General features: G+C 36.5%; 13 protein-coding genes and 1 rRNA gene. 7 read left to right on the top strand and 7 right to left on the bottom strand.

All coding sequences use genetic code 11. From position 1 onward, the window contains the following. Positions 1–112 precede the first annotated feature (112 nt). The 3 genes from AC1DOS_RS10090 to AC1DOS_RS10080 form a co-directional block, all read right to left on the bottom strand. Positions 113–622, bottom strand: a complete 510-nt coding sequence (locus AC1DOS_RS10090; RefSeq protein WP_477537387.1) for a hypothetical protein — start codon at positions 620–622, stop codon at positions 113–115. Positions 623–711: 89 nt separating this feature from the next. Next, positions 712–1,098: a DUF5071 domain-containing protein gene (locus tag AC1DOS_RS10085; RefSeq protein ID WP_477537386.1), complete on the bottom strand. Its 387-nt coding sequence runs from the start codon at positions 1,096–1,098 to the stop codon at positions 712–714. A 278-nt stretch (positions 1,099–1,376) separates the two neighbouring features. After that, entirely contained in the window at positions 1,377–1,712 is a 336-nt protein-coding gene (locus AC1DOS_RS10080; RefSeq protein ID WP_477537385.1) for a DUF6980 family protein, read from the bottom strand. A 765-nt stretch (positions 1,713–2,477) separates the two neighbouring features. Here AC1DOS_RS10080 and AC1DOS_RS10075 point away from each other — a divergent pair. Both AC1DOS_RS10075 and AC1DOS_RS10070 read left to right on the top strand, forming a co-directional pair. Next, entirely contained in the window at positions 2,478–3,077 is a 600-nt protein-coding gene (locus tag AC1DOS_RS10075) for a hypothetical protein (protein WP_477537384.1), read from the top strand. Between the two features lie 784 nt (positions 3,078–3,861). Continuing rightward, the gene (locus AC1DOS_RS10070; protein ID WP_477537383.1) at positions 3,862–4,179 is read left to right on the top strand and encodes a hypothetical protein; all 318 of its coding nucleotides are present in this window, start codon (positions 3,862–3,864) and stop codon (positions 4,177–4,179) included. A 504-nt stretch (positions 4,180–4,683) separates the two neighbouring features. Here AC1DOS_RS10070 and rrf read toward each other — a convergent pair. Both rrf and AC1DOS_RS10060 read right to left on the bottom strand, forming a co-directional pair. Next, positions 4,684–4,801, bottom strand: a 5S ribosomal RNA gene (gene rrf / locus AC1DOS_RS10065). A gap of 1,221 nt (positions 4,802–6,022) precedes the next feature. After that, entirely contained in the window at positions 6,023–6,724 is a 702-nt protein-coding gene (locus tag AC1DOS_RS10060; protein ID WP_108587760.1) for a DUF421 domain-containing protein, read from the bottom strand. Positions 6,725–6,924: 200 nt separating this feature from the next. Between AC1DOS_RS10060 and AC1DOS_RS10055 the strand changes: the two genes are divergently transcribed. Then, complete coding sequence (locus AC1DOS_RS10055; RefSeq protein WP_233260556.1) at positions 6,925–7,572, top strand: DUF2238 domain-containing protein; 648 nt, start codon at positions 6,925–6,927, stop codon at positions 7,570–7,572. 183 nt (positions 7,573–7,755) lie between these two features. Here the strand turns inward: AC1DOS_RS10055 and AC1DOS_RS10050 are convergent, their stop codons facing one another. Next, positions 7,756–7,917, bottom strand: coding sequence for a hypothetical protein (locus AC1DOS_RS10050; protein WP_477537382.1), 162 nt, complete (start codon positions 7,915–7,917; stop codon positions 7,756–7,758). Positions 7,918–8,737: 820 nt separating this feature from the next. Between AC1DOS_RS10050 and AC1DOS_RS10045 the strand changes: the two genes are divergently transcribed. The 3 genes from AC1DOS_RS10045 (at position 8,738) to AC1DOS_RS10035 (ending at position 15,302) form a co-directional block, all read left to right on the top strand. Then, on the top strand, positions 8,738–9,565 hold the full coding sequence (locus AC1DOS_RS10045; protein ID WP_477537381.1) for a cupin domain-containing protein: 828 nt from the start codon (positions 8,738–8,740) through the stop codon (positions 9,563–9,565). A 1,042-nt stretch (positions 9,566–10,607) separates the two neighbouring features. Further along, a complete protein-coding gene (locus tag AC1DOS_RS10040; RefSeq protein ID WP_477537380.1) occupies positions 10,608–14,714 on the top strand; it encodes a phosphodiester glycosidase family protein in 4,107 nt (1,368 codons plus the stop codon). Between the two features lie 366 nt (positions 14,715–15,080). Further along, the gene (locus AC1DOS_RS10035; protein ID WP_477537379.1) at positions 15,081–15,302 is read left to right on the top strand and encodes an AbrB/MazE/SpoVT family DNA-binding domain-containing protein; all 222 of its coding nucleotides are present in this window, start codon (positions 15,081–15,083) and stop codon (positions 15,300–15,302) included. A 191-nt stretch (positions 15,303–15,493) separates the two neighbouring features. Here the strand turns inward: AC1DOS_RS10035 and AC1DOS_RS10030 are convergent, their stop codons facing one another. Continuing rightward, positions 15,494–16,738 carry a helix-turn-helix domain-containing protein gene (locus AC1DOS_RS10030; RefSeq protein WP_477537378.1) on the bottom strand — a complete coding sequence of 415 codons (1,245 nt, stop codon included), beginning with the start codon at positions 16,736–16,738 and terminating at the stop codon, positions 15,494–15,496. Positions 16,739–17,500: 762 nt separating this feature from the next. Between AC1DOS_RS10030 and AC1DOS_RS10025 the strand changes: the two genes are divergently transcribed. After that, positions 17,501–18,622 (top strand): S8 family serine peptidase (locus AC1DOS_RS10025; protein ID WP_477537377.1); only part of this gene is annotated, 1,122 nt, incomplete at its 3' end.

Genomic DNA, 18,622 nt, shown 5'->3' with positions numbered 1-18,622 from the left:
GGTTGACATAACATCCGGATGAGGAAGTTAATCAACTTCAGATCCATAAGAAAAAGCCGCCTTGTTAAGGCAGCCGGTTCTTCAACTAAAGCACCCGTTAGTTGAATAAATCTTATTCGCTATGAATTTCAAAACAAAAGTACCCAAACGCTTTATCTTTTTCTTTTAATTCCATTTCTGATTTCGCAATTTCCATCATTTTAGGAAGAATTTCTTTTAAACTATTTTTATATCTTTCGAGTGCAATTTTATAAGAATTTATATCATTATTTTTACAAAATGGATATAATATTGCCCCTAATCTCAAATCATTAAGGGATCTTGGTTGATCTATGGGTTCTATGCATTCCAAAATATGCAACTTTTGGTCTTTTTCATCAAAGGAATCTCGACATTCTATATAAAACTTATATTCTTCAAACTCAATTTGCATATTTAATTGTTCATTTCTATAGAATGGTGTAATTCTTATGTAATCGGTAGTAGAGTTTGAATCAATTATTTCGTCTAATATACTTTTTAATTCTGTAATGGTTGGATAATGTCTATATTTCCCTTTATAGTATGCAGTGTGATTATAGATTATTTCGTTAATTATTCCTTTCTGTTTCCTTAACATCATTCTGCACCTCCGTTAAATTAACTACATATATTTTACCATTTCTTATTATACTATACTGCCCCATTAGTTGAAGAATGGATTATTTTATTTTAGATTGTTTCTAAAATTTCTTTTGCGATTTCATCAAGTTCTTCTTCGAGTTCATTTTGTGTGGGTGTTTCGGCCACTCTTGTTAAATACTCTTTAAACTGAACTCTCGACTCTACTGGCAATTCAATAACCAAAAAGTGCAGAATAAACCACTTCCAGTTATCATCATCTGAAGATAAAACATCTTGCACATGTGGGACAACTTCTTCTGGAAAAGTTAAAAGCAACTCCAATACGCTTGGTGCCACTGGCCAATTCATATCTTGTATCCATTCGAGGAGGCCAGGCAATAAAGGTAATATTTTATCTCTATCCATTTTTTTAATCATTTCAACTCTATCATCATCAGTTTTATGTCTAGGCAAAAGATCTTTAAAGCTTTCCATATGTATCACTCCATTAGGTTTTTATACATGGCAATCTATTTATTATATCAATCCTTATTGAACTAACCTGCTGCGTTAGTTGAATAAGAAACTAGATGATCCTCCCGAAAACGTCGATTCACTTACTTAACTGGATTGTATCACGTATACACCCTAGGTTGACATAACACCACGATTGGGAAGTATTCAACTTCATTACTCAATAAGAAAAGCTGCTCTGTAAAGGCAGCCGGTTGTTAAACTAAGCACACATTATCTTAAGAAGATATTCTTTAAAATCACTTCTTTTTATACCATTCATCTGTCTCATATTCTTTAGGGATTTCTTGTTCAAATGGTTCATCAAAACCTAAGTTTTCAAGGGTTTCCCACCATAAATCTCTTTTTGATTCTGGAAGTTTAACCCCACACCAAGGACAGTGTTTTATCTTAATAAATGAAGTTCCACCATCTTGAATTGGTAGGCCATATTCATCATACTTTTTGTTATGAACTATGACTACATCAGGATCTTCATAAGGGTCAGTGTCTATTCCATTTGAAAGATGGAACGCCATTTTAGTGCAGCAATATATTGAAAAATCTAAACCTTTTTTAATAGCTAATTGCTCCAAATCCCAGATTCCACATAATTCACAGTCGTGAAAATGTTCAACATGCTGTTGATATTCTTCAGTATCCCAAACTTCTTGTTAATGGAAACTCATTAAACCTATCGTAATCGTCTCTATACTTTTTACAATCCATTGCTTACTCCTTTAACTACTTTTCTCTAATTATATCTTAAATTCTAATTAGATTAACCTGCCCCGTTAGTTACACAAGAAACTGGATGATACATCCGCAAACCAACGATTCGCTTGCTCAACTGGTATGCATTTCGTATACACCGTAGGTTGACATAACACATCGACTCGGAAGTTGCAAAAGTCAAAAACCCCTTGATTATCAAGGGATTTTTGACTTTTTGCATTTTATCGAGTATGCACTATTTTATACAGCGTTGGTGGATCAAAATTTTCAACCTGTTTAAAACCACATTGACTGCATAAAAAAGGGGATATTTATGCAGTGGGTTTTCTGTAATTATGTTACCTTTTATGTATAATATTTACAAATATTAAAAAAGGGTGGCTGCTGTAATAAAATTATAAGAGTATTTTTTCCTCAACATTGACTTCATTCAAAAAGCTTATTTTGGATAGCTAATGATAGATTACTTATTTCCTACTTCAGTTAAATTAAATAAATTTTTATTTTATAAAGCCTCTCTATTATGGAATCCTGTTATGTCCAAACTCACTTGTTCCTTTTCCATATACTAATAAAAAAAGGAGGTGAGAAAGTGAGAAAAAATAAGAATAGCTCTTCACGCAAGGATGAAAGATAAAGCAAAAATAGAATCGGCACACCAAGAGTGTATTGACCGTGCTTATCGTATTCCCATATTTTTAAGTACGACAACTCATTTAAATGACAACCAACAACGGTTTCTAAACCGTCTAATTTTAGAGATTGAGAATGCTTTGCTTTTTCCGCGTACATTACCATTAAGCGAAAGTTATCCCGAATCCATTTTAACTGATATTCGTCGGTTAGTTTCATCAAGCTATGGAATGTTGGCAGTAAACCTTCGTCGTTTTAAAATTCAAACAGTTGATGTCAATGCAGGACCCCTTCCACCATCCACTCCATTCTGGATAGGATCAGTTTATTCACAAGTAGAACCTTCAATGGCTTTTCAATTTGGTCTACCCTTATTATTAGTAAGGGAAGAAGATACTGACGCAAATAATGGAATTTGGGCAGGAGGAATTGCCCCACTCAACCTATTTATAGTTTGGCATTCTGAAACTCAAACTGTAGATCAATTCTTTAACACTCCTGAATGGAGATCAGCCTTTGCAAATTGGAGTGCACAAGTAAGAAATGCTTTTTATATACAGACAGAGCCTCAGTTCAAGTACAGATGTGAATGATACACTGGTACTTTAGCAACAAGTCGAAAATATACAAGGTTTTGTTCACCTTTATATATTTTCGACTTATTCAAACAAAAACAAATATTTCCATTTTGTTATCAAAAACAAAAAGATTTACTTCATTAAAACAGCCTTTATAGAAGAGAGACGGCCGGGGCCGGTCACATCCGAACATGCGCATTTTTAGTGTTACCATAGCAAATTAAAGAGAACACACTTTTATATTATCTCTTGCGCGCTTAGCTTGATGGCGATGGGGTCCCGCCAACATTTCGGGGATTTTGTATGCTGCATGCACCATAGGTTGACATAACACCCGGATGAGGAAGTGTTCACCTTCAGTTAAAAATGTATACTCGGTTATCTAACCTCAATTGGGATGTTATTTAATCCCAAGGACTTGCTATGAATAGAGACAGTTATGGTCAAGCCCTTACTTTTCGGACAGTGTAAATCGTTCGCTTCTGCGAATCTCAGAGAGAGCGTCCATCACACCTTTTAAAAATATGGTGTCGATGGGATTTCAAAGTGAATAAAAAACGTTTGTAGCGTTGTACCCGCACCTGCATATGTTGGGCGATAGTGAACTTGGAAATTTCAAGTTCACTACTCGCTCTTGCTTATTCATTTTCATCGTTCAACAATCTAAGTTCAGTAACCTATACGAAACTAAGTAAGGTGAACGACTGAATGTCTTTAAAGCCTTTACGTTAAGTGTTTTCAATTCGTGAATTTTTTATAAGATGTTATCATAGTGAATGAACATTAAGGGAGTGAAATTATGTCATCATCAATCTTCATGGCACTTTATCGTCCAATAGCAGGAAAAGAAAACGAGTTAAAAGAAATTCTTAAAGTACATATACCAACCCTACGAGAAGAGGGATTGATTACAAACCGTGAGTTACTAACACTTCAAGCGGAAGATGGGACAATTATTGAAATAGCTGAGTGGAAGTCCAATGAGGCTATTGAAAAAGCACACCAATCAGCTAATGTAATGTCCGTTTGGAATAAGATCAGTTCTGTTACTGAGCTGACTAGTCTTTCATCACTTTCTGAGGCTCAAGAACCTTTCCCTAATTTCAAACCTTTATAGAACTTGTCGTTGATAAAATAAAAAACTCAATACCCCATCCTGATAATTAGGGTGGGGACTTGAGTTTTTATTCTGTCTCAATTTCATCGATCATTTCCTTTTGGAAATAACAGCCGATTCTTCAACTAAGTACCTCAATTTATGAAACTGGATTCATTAATTCGTGGAACTGTCTTGTATGCTCCATACACCCGATGTAACAAAACTTAGGATAAATAAAAAAACGCCTCACTCGTAAGTGATGCGGTAAAAATTCAAGAGATGGACATAAATTTTTGGCGAGTTAGTATTAAAACCCTACTGATGAGCAGTATATATAGGTGAAAGGTGTTTACAAACCACGCTTTTCGTTTATAATAGGGGTGTAACAAAAAAGCGTAAGGGCTTTTTTAAGTAACCCGTATCCAATGTGATCCCTTTCTTAGGGAGAAGCAAAAAAAGACTTTCAAGGTCTGCGAAACCTTGGAGGTCTTTTTTTGTTCTTTTTTTGGTTGAAGCGTTTATAATCGGCAATTTCCGGTTTTCACAGGGGGGAACCCCCCAACTATTCCTCGGCGTAGAAGGACTTAACTTCCGTGTTCGGGATGGGAACGGGTGTATCCCCTTCGCTATAATCACCGCAACAGTAATTGGATTAGCACCATCTTCCAGCAGCCCCCAAAAATTAAAGAAGTTGTTTAGACTTGAGCTCATAAAAACCGCCTGCGAAGCAGTAAGTAAGAGGCGAAAGAGGATGCACACCTTTTATGTTGTTACTTCAATTGGAATCAACTGAAAACGTTCATAAAAATTCTAACGATATCAGTGACAATCCGTACTACGGTAATTGATGTAGATGTGTTTTTTAATAGATTATTAATAGGTTTTTTAACGTCTTTGCGTAAGGGTTTTTTTGTTGTATTCAATGTGGTTCCTCCTTTCTCAAGGAGGCCCGCCTAAACAACCTTCTTAATTAAACCATGAGTTGTGACAAGCCTCCAAGGGAGTTTGGAGATAAAAATGTAGAAAATATCTTGAAACCCTTGATACGTATAGGAAAACAGCTTCTGAAATTTATTTATTAAGTGGCTGTCAACACTTTATTTAGTCCTTAACAGGGATACTTTTGCGACATTCAGACGGCTTATAAAAAATAAAAAAGCACCCCAACCAATTAAGGTCGAGATGCTTTCGTGTTTTTCATTTATACGTTGTTATTTTTTAAATAAACGATTCCACCAACGGACTAAATACCAGGAGGCGTTCCTTCATAAAAGCCTTTAAATCTTTCTTTTCAATATTCCAAGAAATCCACTTTTTTAAAATGCTCTTTGAACAAACCATGTTAGTCCAAAAGCCAAAATTCCTATTGAAGATGCACTAAGTATAGGTACTCAATGTGATTGTATAGGCTATACAAAATAGGTTACATAACAACAGGAACCTCTTCAGACAACGTAAAAACCACCATCAGATTAATGACGGTGGCTTCCCTTTTTGGGTCCATATTAAGCGATCAGTTAAAATCTTTTAGTCGTACTATACCAAAGGATGTTACAAGGGCAATATTAGTCTACGCACTACATTCATTCATTCTACAAGAGGTAGATAGGCGATACCCTTATAAACCGCTTCACTCTAATTCATTTTGGATATACTTTTTAATGATATTCTGTTCAAAGTTCGAATTGAAGAGTTATATAACACTGTGAATTCTTCAATTCGGATTTTTTTGTAAAATATCACACTGGCATAAACCATGCAGAATGAGTTGACATAATCCACGGATGAAGAAGGAAGTCTGCAAAAGAAGCTCAACTTCTGTTATTGATTTTTGGGAATAGACATATTAGTTGGATATGGATTACAAGTTCGTATCTTTTAAATCAATATAGACAGAACCATTCGATTCAATTTGAGCATAAAAAACTTGATCTACCGAATTCACGCCACTTTTTTTAATTTCTTTTATTAACCATTCTTCGGTTAAGTTTAAGCCCAGTAAATTCTTCTGTATGATTATACCGTCTGCAATAAGGGTACTAGGCATGTACTTAGGTTCTGCAACTGGAGCTTTCACATCTTGTTTCGTCGCGGGTTGTTGGGCTACCTTTTTGAAGATACTGAGTTCTCCGTTTGTCTCTAAAACAGCAAAATGTACATCTTTAACGGAGAAAACCCCTTGCAACCGTAATAACATAGTTAAATCAGTAACAGGAATACGGTTTGACTTAAGTTCTTTTTCTAGGATTTTCCCATCTTTGATAACAATTGAAGGTTTATCATCAAGTAATTCTTTTACCTTACTGGATTTAGTTGTGACATAACTGACGAGTAGCGTAAGTATAGCCCATAGTATTAATGCTGTTGTTGCATTTAAGTAATGTGTATCGTCATGTGCAACCAGCTCGGCAGCAATTGACCCAATCGTTATGCCTGTCACGTAATTAAAAAATGTCAGCTGTCCTATTTGCTTTTTTCCCATAATCCGTGCTAAAAAAAGCAATATCGCAAAAGTAACAATTGTCCTAGTAAAAATTTCCCAAAAACTAAATCCATCTAACATATATAAAAAACCCCCTCTTTTGGTTCCTCTGACCTTCATTATTTCCTAATGCGAAATCATTATGTACTTGTATTTTGTTAGAAAATAATCGCTTCCTTTACATGTAAATAATTGACTCAAACTGAAAGGTCGGCTCTAAACCAAAAAGGTATATGCCAACCTGTTTTTTCGCATACTGTTGTGAAGAAAGGGTGACACACGTGGAAGTAAATAATGGTACAAAGGTTAATTTTTCTTTATTTGTTATTGTAATTATCTTTTTTATATGGTCAGTTTATAAGCCAGCAGAATTTTTGACGTGGGTAGCAGAGGTTAGTCCTGCCGTTGTCGTATTGATTATTGTCATAGCTACTTATAAGCGGTTTCGATTCACAACCCTCTCTTATTTCATTATTGCCTTATTATCAATTCTTACGTTTATCGGTGGTCACTACACATATGAGGAGGTTCCCTTATTTAATTGGATTAAAGATGAGTTTCATTTGAATCGCAATGATTATGATCGATTTGGTCATTTCTTGAAAGGTTTAGGTGTGATTGTCGTGAGGGAGATTGTGATAAGAAACACGCCATTAACCAAAGGGACTTGGTTGTTTGGCATCTCAACCAGTATTGTGCTTGCCGTTGCTGCGTTGTACGAAATTATCGAATGGTTGAGTACCAAGTTACCAAATGCAGGACACGCGACTAAAAACTTTTTAGGGATGCAAGGCGATAGGTGGGATGCACAATGGGATATGTCTTTTGCTTTAGTTGGTTCTATTCTGTCGTACCTAGTTTTTTCGAACCTACATAACAAGTTGTTGATAAAACTACAACACCTTAGTGTGGTGCCGAAAAAATCGTGAAGAATAAAACGTATTTGGACTTTTTACATCGAGATGTGGATTCAAGAAACTTCATAACCGATTTCGTTACAATCATACACTCTTCATCTGGGAATTCTGAAAAATCGATTCGATTGTTAGAAAACATTACAAGACGACATCATGCAAGATTAATGTAGTTCGAACATCAGATTCTATATTCTTCTAACTTAATTTCTTGTTAATTTGTGATAGTTGATTTGTTAAACTATCAATTTGTTTTTGCATTTCCATCAATTGTTTTTCTTGATTCTTTTGATTTTTCGCATCTTCTGCATCGCTGTTAACTGTCTCTTCTAATGCTAGTATAGCTGCAACAGTTGCCAAGGCATCACCGAATGTCGTAATCGCTGAAGCGATGATGTCAAGCTTCGCAGGATAATTTTCTGGAAGTCCGGCATTTTGATCACGTTTGACCAGGATTCATATTATTTTTATTCAAAGTCTTAACCTCTTGTCTATTAATCTATGTTAAAAAAATTTAAAGCAATGTATATTTAGAGCTTCCTTTTTCTTCTCTCCCTGATGAAACATTAAACAGTACCTAAATCATACTTTTTTTCCACAGATCAGTATTTAAATGCCTGACGATAGAAGAATTCAAAATGAGTCAACTAATACCATACTTTAACCGTTCGGTGGCTTTTTCCAAAATTAGCACACTGTAAAAAAGCATGCTAGAAATATTTTAAAAAATAAGGTAAAATCTCACATTCTCCGTAACACCGAATATTCCAGAAATAAGTCCAATTAACGCTGGAATAGGTAGAGCAAAGAGACCAATTTTCCCTTCTAAACCGAACGCTAAAAACCCAGTATTTGTTAATAGGAGAACGAAAATTGGGATGAAAGATAATAACAAGAAGACAAGTGATAACCAGGACAGATATTTCTTTATCAGAAAAACACCATCATTCAAGTGATTATTTCCTCTCGGAACGTGGTTGTATTACGTCATGCTCAGTAAGTTGACATAACACGTGGATGAAGGAGTATTCAACTTCATTACCCTTTAATTCAAAGAAAAAGGTGGAGGTTAAGGAACATAATACAAATAGTTGTGATTTAAGCAAGACTCGAGTCTAAGTACATTCCTTTATCACGTTGCATAGGATAATTTTATAAACTGTGAGGGGATTTGTGAAAAATGTACTATGTTCCTTATATGTATCAATATCAATACCCGTATTGTGCTAATGTACCAGTGAACAATTACTACGGAAGACAATCGGTTTACTGGGCATATCCTAATGAGTTAGAACATGCAAACAGATTTGATTCTTATCGCTCTTCCAAAGGCGAGGGTAGTATATTGTTAACAGATTATGGACCAAAACCATTTGTCGTTAACATCAATGAAGCAACTAAGCAAAACAATACTTATCGTACTGCTTTATGGACAGGGACACATTTACAAGTTACTTTAATGAGTCTCAATGTTGGAGAAGATATCGGTTTGGAAATCCATCCTGACGTCGATCAATTCTTACGTATTGAACAAGGCCAGGGGATTGTTCAAATGGGAAAAAGTAAAGATAATTTAAACTTTAATAGATATGTCTACGATGATTCTGCAATCTTGATTCCTGCTGGGACATGGCATAATGTAACAAATACAGGTAATATTCCACTAAAACTTTATTCGATATATGCTCCTCCTAACCATCCATTTGGTACTATTCATTCAACCAAAGCAGATGCAGTGGCTGAGGAAGAGGGTGGTAGTCGTCCCAATGGAAATACCGTTATTTTTGGCAAGACTCCAGATGAATGGATACAGCACACGGAATTTTTGGTTAATGAAGGATTAGAGGATGTTAAAAGAGGAATAAATTCTACACATATTCTTCAAGAATTTATTCTAATGGGATTCCTTGTAGGTAAAGGGTATTCTCCTGAAAGAGCATATAAGACAGTGGAAGAATGGGAACGGACAGGAGAATCCAAACTTCTTCAACAAAGTAAAAATATGTAGAAATAGAGTAAAGAACCGGCTGCCTTTAAAAGGCGGCTTTTCTTATTGAGCAAGGAAGTTGAATACTTCCTCATCCGGATGTTAAGTCAAAAAATGGTGCATGTAGTATAGAATCCAGAATGGGCGTTTTTTATTTAGGCTTGTTTTAACACCAGACATAATATACTTCCTAGACCGGGGGTTATGTCAACCTACTGTGAATGCTCGATTTAAAGTCCTTAATGTTTATTTGATAGATCATTTACAAATCTATAACATCTAAGACGTATTTTATTAACAATACAGCTTTAATATATATATTAGTGGGGATAGCTTGAGTGGCTATCATGGTATTTGGCGAAGGAGGAGCCAATACCTTTTTATTTTTCGTTCTATTTTATTTTTTGTTTCTTTCTTTCGTTACTTATAAAATGGGTGTTCAATTATAAAGTTAGGGGGCTTACAATGTTAACAGTTTCTGGAATTAATGATGAAGTGCTACCAATGACCCTAAATATTAAAGAAATTGACAAGCAATATATCATTAAGCAAAAAATATTTTAAGCATTAAATTTTTCAGTATACATAGTTACGCTTAAACAAGAAGGTACATTCTATGAACTCCTATTAATTAAAGATTTCAATTCAGAAAGACCATCAGCACATATTTGGCACAAAAAGCTTTGTAAGAACTCTACTATTATAGAGATTGCAAAAGAAGTTGCTGAAGCTATCCAATCTGGATTCATTAAAAACGAATAAATAGTTTTCTTCAAACAAAACAGACATTTTAATTAGAAAAGCACGGAAAAGTAATTGTTACTTTTTGCGAAATTTCCAATTTTCTTATTTATTTAAGCAGTAAGTGGTATAGACAACTATACAACTAGTGACTAGGCTTAATTGTGAAGTGTTCATTGAATAATAAGGTAAATTTTTCTAATTTAACAAGTGACTATCTCCACCTAATTCTCGACATTTCTCTTCTTCATTAAGTGGTAAAAAGTACTGTATCAAGGGATTTACAGCAAATTTAATTAACCATTAATTTTGGAGGTGCTATATGAGGAAAAATTGGAAAAAAAGGATCTTCCCGGTTACCCTGTCATTTGCATTGGTAAGCAGTATTATTTCCCCAAGTTTTACATTAGCTTTAGGCAGCTTCGATTTAAACTCACCCGTCATTCAAACACCCATCAATGAATATCAAGCTAGTCTTGCTTCGGGTGTAATGGAAAAACACTACAGCTTTGAAGGAAAAGATGGAAAAAAGATTGAGAGTTTTGTAGTGGATGTTGATGTACAAAATTCGAGCGTATCCATTGAAGCAGGTACACCGAATGACGGAGCAGCATTTGGCCTTCAGCCCGTTAGACAGCAAGCCAATGCAGCAAATGGTGACAACCGTAAAGTAGTGGCAGCTGTGAATGCTGATTTTTATAATATGGCTACTGGTGAACCAATGGGCGTTGTTTACAAAGATGGACAAGCATTAAAGGCTCAGTATTCAGCATCACAAAAATTCTTCGGAATCAAAAAATCTGGTGAAGCCGTCATTGGGGACTCAACTCTATATGATGGAATGAAAGATCAATTAAAAGAAGCGCTGGGTGGGAATGCCATTCTCGTAAAAAATGGTCAAGTCTATCAAACTCCACAAACGGGAGCAGATAGAGAGCCTCGAACAGCGGTTGGGATTGAAGCAGACGGCGATGTGTTTTTTGCCGTGATCGACGGAAGACAAGAAGTTTATTCAGCTGGAATCTCCATGCCTGATTTAGCACAATTAATGATCGATTTAGGGGCAGTAAATGCGTTAAACCTTGATGGAGGTGGGTCTTCTACCTTCACAACTCGCGAACTGGGCGGCGATAATCTTGAGATAGACAATCAACCTTCTGATCGTTCAGAAAGAAGCGTAGCAAACTCTTGGCTGATTGTCTCGAAAGAGCCATCCGACCACCTTTTTGATTCGGCTCATATTGAACCATATGACCAATCCTTTACCCCAAGTGCCACGATTCCATTCATGGCCAAGGGAAGAGACAAATCTATGGCTTCAGCATCTCTGCCAGCCTCCGGTTTAACATGGGAATTGTCTGATTCAACCTTTGGTACGATCGATGAGAATGGAAAGTTTTTATCAAATGGAAAAACAGGACAGTTGGAAATCATCCTGAAATATCAGGGCAATCTGGTTGGAAAAAGTATCGTTGAAATTGCCCAGCCTGATGAGATGTCCTTTACTTCAACAGAGCTAACAGCAGCTAAAAATAGTCAAACCAATTTAAACTTAATGACAAAATTCCAAAAGAGAAAGGTACACTGGAACTCTCAAGATATGGAGTTTGACATCCCTGAAGGAATGGGAACCATTGATGAATCTGGTGTCCTCCGTACTGGAGACAAAACGGTTTCAGGGACGATTACGGCTCGCTTGAAGGAGACAAACCTTACAGCACAAATCAATGTTTCGGTTGGAAAGCTTCCTGAAGTMTTATTTGATTTTGAAGGTGGGCTTGAGGGCTGGAAACCATCTGTTGTGGGGCGCGGTGAAAAAGCGACACTTGGTTTGGCTGCCTATCCAGCACCAGTAAGATTCGGCAATCAGTCATTGAAATTGGATTTTGATCTAACAAGTGCACAAACTGGAACCACCCTTGGAGCCTATGCAGGACCTGGTTCAAATATCGCAATTCCAGATAATCCCTCCAGCATTGGAATGTGGATTTACGCAACTCCGGATGCACAAGGTTATTGGCTGAGAATGAACATTGTCGACGGAAACGGCAAAACGCAAACCATTAATCTTAATCAAGAAAAACCAGGGATCAATTGGACAGGCTGGAAATACATCGAGGCCGACATACCAGCCTCCTTTACAGGTCCGTTCAAAATATCGGGAACACAAGCGGTAAGATTAATGGTTACGAAATCAGGAATCACCGTACCCCTGAGAAAAGGCACCATCTATATTGATAATATTAGAGCCGTATATGGAGATAAAGTGGATGACTTAAATCCTCCAGTTATCCAATCAATTAACGTAGACGGCAAAGAATTCAAGACAAATGCGGTCAATTTAAAAGCAAACGTGAATGAATATGAAGATGATCCTTTTAAAACGGGAATTGACTGGGAAAAAATCAGATTTTTAGTAGATGGCAAAGACTACTCCAAATCAGAAGGTCATTTTTCATTTGATATGGATGGGTCGATCTCATTAAGTGGATTACAATGGGCGGATGGAACCCATCAAATAACCCTTATGGTCCCTGATAAATTCGGAAACCAAGCCGTTAAAACGGTCTATTTTACCGTGAACACTGGCGCGGCAAAGGTGGAATTGGTCAAAAAACAAGACCAAGCCTTGCTAGGTGATGTGTTTGACCTAGTAGTGAAGGCTGACAATCCATCTGAAATCTCTGGCTCCACCATTAAAATGCAATTAAATAAGAACTTCCCAGTGGAAAATGTTAGCTTTTCTAATGGGTTCAACACAAGTACCTCAAGCTATGATACTGAAACTGGAATACTTACATTGAATCTAATGAATAGTGGCGAAACAGCGGCAACCGCAGAAGCTGCAACGATTCAGGTTCGAATTCCTGCATCGACAAAAGAAGGCAGCAAATTAACCTATGAAATGGTAGAAGCTAGCTTAAGCTACACGGTGCCAAAAGAAGAAAACTTCGTTTCAACGTATTCAATGGCACCAGCCAGCTTCGAAGTGAAAGGTGCCTTCGATATTATCGCAGAGCCGATATTAATCGGGAAGCCTGTTGTTATGGCAGTGAAAGATATGAACAACGAGTTAATCGCTGACGCAGAAATTTTCGCCATCATCAATGGCAACACGGAGCCTGTTCTAGTAGGAAAAACAGATGAAAAAGGTGTTCTCCGTGTGGATACTATCACAAATGAAGTGAAGAACATCTCTTTATATGCTGTAAAGGATGGAAAGTATTCGTTTAAAGTAAACACGCAGACCTATCCGCCTCTTGCGGCAGTGACAGAAATAAAAAATATCCTTTCCACTCCAACAAGTGATCCGCATAAAGGAAAAGGTTTCACCTGGATGTCGAGTCCGTTAGCGAAAGAAAAACCCGTTATTCAATTTGCACGAAAAAAGGATTTTGACAAGAAAGGTGAACAGTCGCTAGAAACCATCGTCGGATCATCCACTAACCAGGTATTCTCTGGAGAGCAAGATCCTACGAAAAATGGAATAATCCGAGTAAATGAAGTCACATTAAAGAAATTACGACAAGGGACAACATATGTTTATCGAGTGGGAGATGGAGAGAACTGGTCAGAGTTGCAAGAGTTCACCACTTTAATGAGGAAGCAAAGCTTTGAATTTGCCGTTTTAGGTGACACGCAATCGCCAGCAGATTTAAGTGACTTTACGAAAATTCTTGGGGATCTTGATAAAAAAGACTTATCGTTCATGATTCATGTAGGTGATTTGATTGACGAATCCTCCAAATTTAAACAATGGGATGATACATTAAATGTCTTAAGCCAATACAGCAACATTCGTTCCACCGATCTTGTTGCGGCGCTAGGAAATCATGAATACATGGGAGATGCGAATGGTCAGCTAGCAAAAGCCATCTTAAACTCCCCTGAAAATGGACCTGAGGCAGACAAAGGCGGGACATATTCGGTTGATTACAATAACATGCACATTAGCGTACTAGGATACACCGATGATACCGAGATTCTGAACAAGCAGTTAGAGTGGCTGAAACAGGATGTTACGAATTCCGATAAACCTTGGAAAATCCTTGTGACACACAAACCTCCTTATTACACAAATCCGTTTGGCGGAAATGAACTCATGAAACAAAAACTGCCACCGGTCGTCGATGAGTTAGGGATTGACATCGTGTTCTCTGGCCATGATCATTCCTATGGCAGAACGAAAAAGCTGAAAGACGGAAAAGCAGATCCGAACGGAACGGTTTATGTGGTCGCCGGTACAACCGGTAAAAAGCACTATGATGCCGTGGCAGATGAGAAATTTGAATTCGTCAACATGGAAAATATCGCAATTTCCTTACAAGCCAAAGTGAACAAAGATCGAATCAGCTTCACCACTGTTACATCTGACGGTGAAACCATTGATCAGTTTACAGTTGTAAATGAAGATTATCAGGAAGAGTAAAAAATAAAAAAGGTGCTAGATATCATCCGAATTATGGGTGGTACTAGCACCTTTTTATTGTTAAATTTACTTGTTAGTGAACTGGGAAGAAGCTAATCTCCTATACATAAAAGGTGATTAGCTTCTTTTTCTCTTTAAATAGGCTTTTTCAGTGCCCTCCTCATGGCAGAGGAGGCTCTGTTTTTTGGTTGAAGTGGCTCATTTTGATGGATGTATTAATATGAAACATAATACAACAACTGTTGCTTTTTGAGAACGTATAGTGATGTCTCGTTTCCGTTTAAATAGGTTATGACATTACCGGATTGTCTTAACTAACTTACATAGTCGACTTGGTGCTTCTTTAGGTTTAGCAAAAGCCGTGAATTGGGGCGAATTTTATTGCCCAAAGATTTATTAGATCGATTTCAATTAAAAGAGGGGGATATGATTGATATTTCCTATAATGATACACACATAATCATTGAGCCTCATCGTCAAACCTATGTGTGCGCGATTACAGGTAAGATTTCAACTGAGGCCGTTAAAATTGGGGAGGCATGGATTAGCTGGTTCAAGTCCAGTTGGGATCATAACTTAGACGCTTGATTTTCAAGGGTTTTTTTATTGGTTAACAGCTGTTGAATTTCAATAAAACAGGCTTCATGGGGCAGGATTGGGGCACAAAATTTAAAATCGTTATTTAGTTAAAGTATTTAGATAAAAATGAGGATAAGTAAGGCAGCGAATTCATTAGGAACGCTCCCATTTCTCAAAATTATTGAGCGATAGAATTTTATCTAAGGAAATTGATAATTATTTGGATATTTATTGATGATTGATTTGGCCAATGAATTGGCTTTATTCATTTCCTGATTTTCCATATAGTAATTAAAAAGTTGAATTTGATAATGTTCTGATGCTTGTTCCAAGCCTATTTTATTGAAATATGGTTTAGCTTTATACTCAAGGTACTGATAATAATCATCTTTTTGATCTTGAATTGTAAGGATATGAAGATTAAAAAAATGAATATGGAGTAAATCATTCGTTTTTTTAGCAAGCTTAAGTCCTACTTTAGCTAGAGCTAAAATTTCATCTTTCGATTTCAATTTCCCCTTAATTAGAGTGTTTATATATGCTTCTAGAGAGTAAAGATAATAATATGAATTCTTGTGTTCCCATGAATACATAGCATTTTCATAGCACTCAATAGCCTTTAAATAATTCCCTTCACGAAGTTTATAGTATCCAAAATTAGTGTAGAGACTAGCCCTATGATCATCAAGTCCGTATTCTACCGTCAAATCGATTAGTCGATTATATTCAGAATCTAATGAGATCATCTCATTAGATTGGGCAAGTTGCATTAGTATGAGTGTTTCAGTTTCAATCATTCGGGTAAAGCAACGAGCGTCTTTAAAGTACTGCAAAGCTTTACTTGCATAGTACAAAGCTAACACTCGTGAGTTAATAGAATTATAGGCGTATGCCAAATGATATAGATATTCATGTGTATATTGATTTCCATCAATATCATTTAGAATTGCAATGGCTTTATGATAGTTTTTAGAATATCTTAATTCGTAAAATGCTTTATTGTGAAGGAATAAATTTTTTTCAAATTGAGATAACTCCTTGCAAGATTCCATTTTATTCAAATACTTAAGCGCCTGGGATTGATTACCTGTTAATAAATAATGCCTAGTAAGAATAAGTGTGTAAAATTGGAAGAAATTAGGCATTTGTAGAAGTGGTACATGTTCAAGTTTTTCCTTTAACTGATCCGCTTTTGAATAAATTTTCATACTAATAGAATATAGCCATTCTTTTAGTAGTGTATCTAGACTCATATAAGTTTTTATTTCACTTTGCAAATCTATTTCTAGTGTATCAGCTAATGATTGGAGTGTTTCTTGAGAGACTTCAGTTAATCCTCGTTCGATCTTACTAATGTGAGTTGCAGAACATATCCCTTCTCCTAACTCAGCTTGTTTCATATTTTTCAGTTTTCTATAGAATTGAATAATTTTACCTTCAATCAAAATATAACCCTCATTTTGTTGTAATTTACTATAAATATTATCATAACCCCAATTTGAAATAAGGTATTTACTTGTTTTTTTGAAATTAAAAGAAAAAAATTAAAGTGTTTAGGTGGAAAATCACACAAATAACCCCCATAGCTATATTAAATACCTGATAATATAATGAGCTATATATTTGAAATATTTAGTTAGAAAGCCCAAAAATCTATCAAACTATGATTAAAAGTAGGACCTGCAAGTGCACGTAATCGCTTATCCAGTAGGTGCCTTGTTATTATTCTAACCTTATACTATAAAGGCTAAGTGACAATTATTTGTATATTTAAAGCAAGTCACTTTCACTATTGTAATTCCTTTTAATAGATAGGAATTTTGGATTTCTAATATGTTTTTTTCAAATGTGATCTTGCATTCAAAAAACTGGGAGGAGTTAAATGGGGAAAAAAGTTAACAAAACAAGCTTCTAAAAAGTCTGGCCAGAAACAACAGCAGCTGGATCATGTTATACATAACACGGAACACATGTTGCCTGCATAATTGGTGGTCGTGGAAAAGCGGATAGTGAGTATAAAACATTTGATGCAGATATTTATGCTTTCCGCGTACTTTGTCCATATGGAAGCTGACTAAGTGATTGTTTTATTGCTGCAATCGATAAAGCAGAAAAAGATGGCATGGTTGTTATCAATATGCATGGGCAATTCAAAATGAAATAAAAAGACAAAATTTTCAAAAGATTGCAATAAAGGGGGAATTGAATTGGTAAACCGTAAGTTAAAGAACATTTTAGCAACTACGACGATGAGTGCTTTATTACTGTCATCTGTCATTCCATTCAACGTGCTAGCGGCATCATCAACACCTATAGATCCTTTTCATCAGGATTCGAGCGCTCCACAGTTGACGAAAGAACAGATTGCGGCATTGAATCAGTACAGCATAGGTGGTCCAGAAATTTCGTCTAAGATCAACACATCAAGCGTGGAACCTGTTCACGTCATTGTTGAATTCAAGCAAGCACCGGCGAAAGTAGCTGTCATGCAGGCACAAGTAGCTGGAGACAAGACAACATTAAAAGAAGAAACACAAGACGTAAACGATTCGCACAAACAGTTTCGTGCATTTGTGGATGGATTGTCTCAGAACAAAGCTGGCCTAAGTGTTAATGCAGTTACTGCGCAAACTGCAGCTAGTGAAGAAGATGCTGGAGATTCATCTGCCATCCAAATTACAAGAGAATATAAGAACGCGTTAAACGGGGTAGCGATGACACTTCCAGGAACAATGGTCGAGAGACTGTTTGATTCCGGTCTTGTCAGACATGTCCTTGCGGACGAAAAGGTCACAATCGACCCGATTAAACAAACCGCTGTGTCACAAAAAAGCGTGGAAGGACTAGAAGAAAATAGTATCCCACTTCCTGGTATTGATGCGATTCATAACGATGGCATTAAAGGGAACGGTGTGAAAGTCGGCGTTTTAGATACAGGAATTGATTACAACCATCCGGATTTAACGGATGTGTATAAAGGCTACCGAAAACAAGAAGGCGTTGATCCAACTAAGATTAACCCGAGTTCGGTTAAAGGATGGGATTTCATCGATAACGATGCAGATCCGATGGAAACCACATATGATGACTGGGTGAATGCAGGTAAGCCAATAAACCCAGGCCGTGAATACCCGACGTCCCACGGTACGCACGTATCTGGAACAATCGCAGCACAATCGAAAGCCAATGTCGAATATCCGGCACAAGGGGTTGCCCCTGGCGTTGACTTATATGTCTACCGCGTACTAGGTCCTTATGGTTCTGGTGCTTCAAGCGGGATTGTTGCAGCCATTGACAAGTCCGTTAGTGACGGCATGAAAGTCATTAAC

This window comes from Paenisporosarcina sp. P5_A11 (genome assembly GCF_056400705.1).
This window is presented reverse-complemented; position numbering and strand designations above follow the sequence as displayed.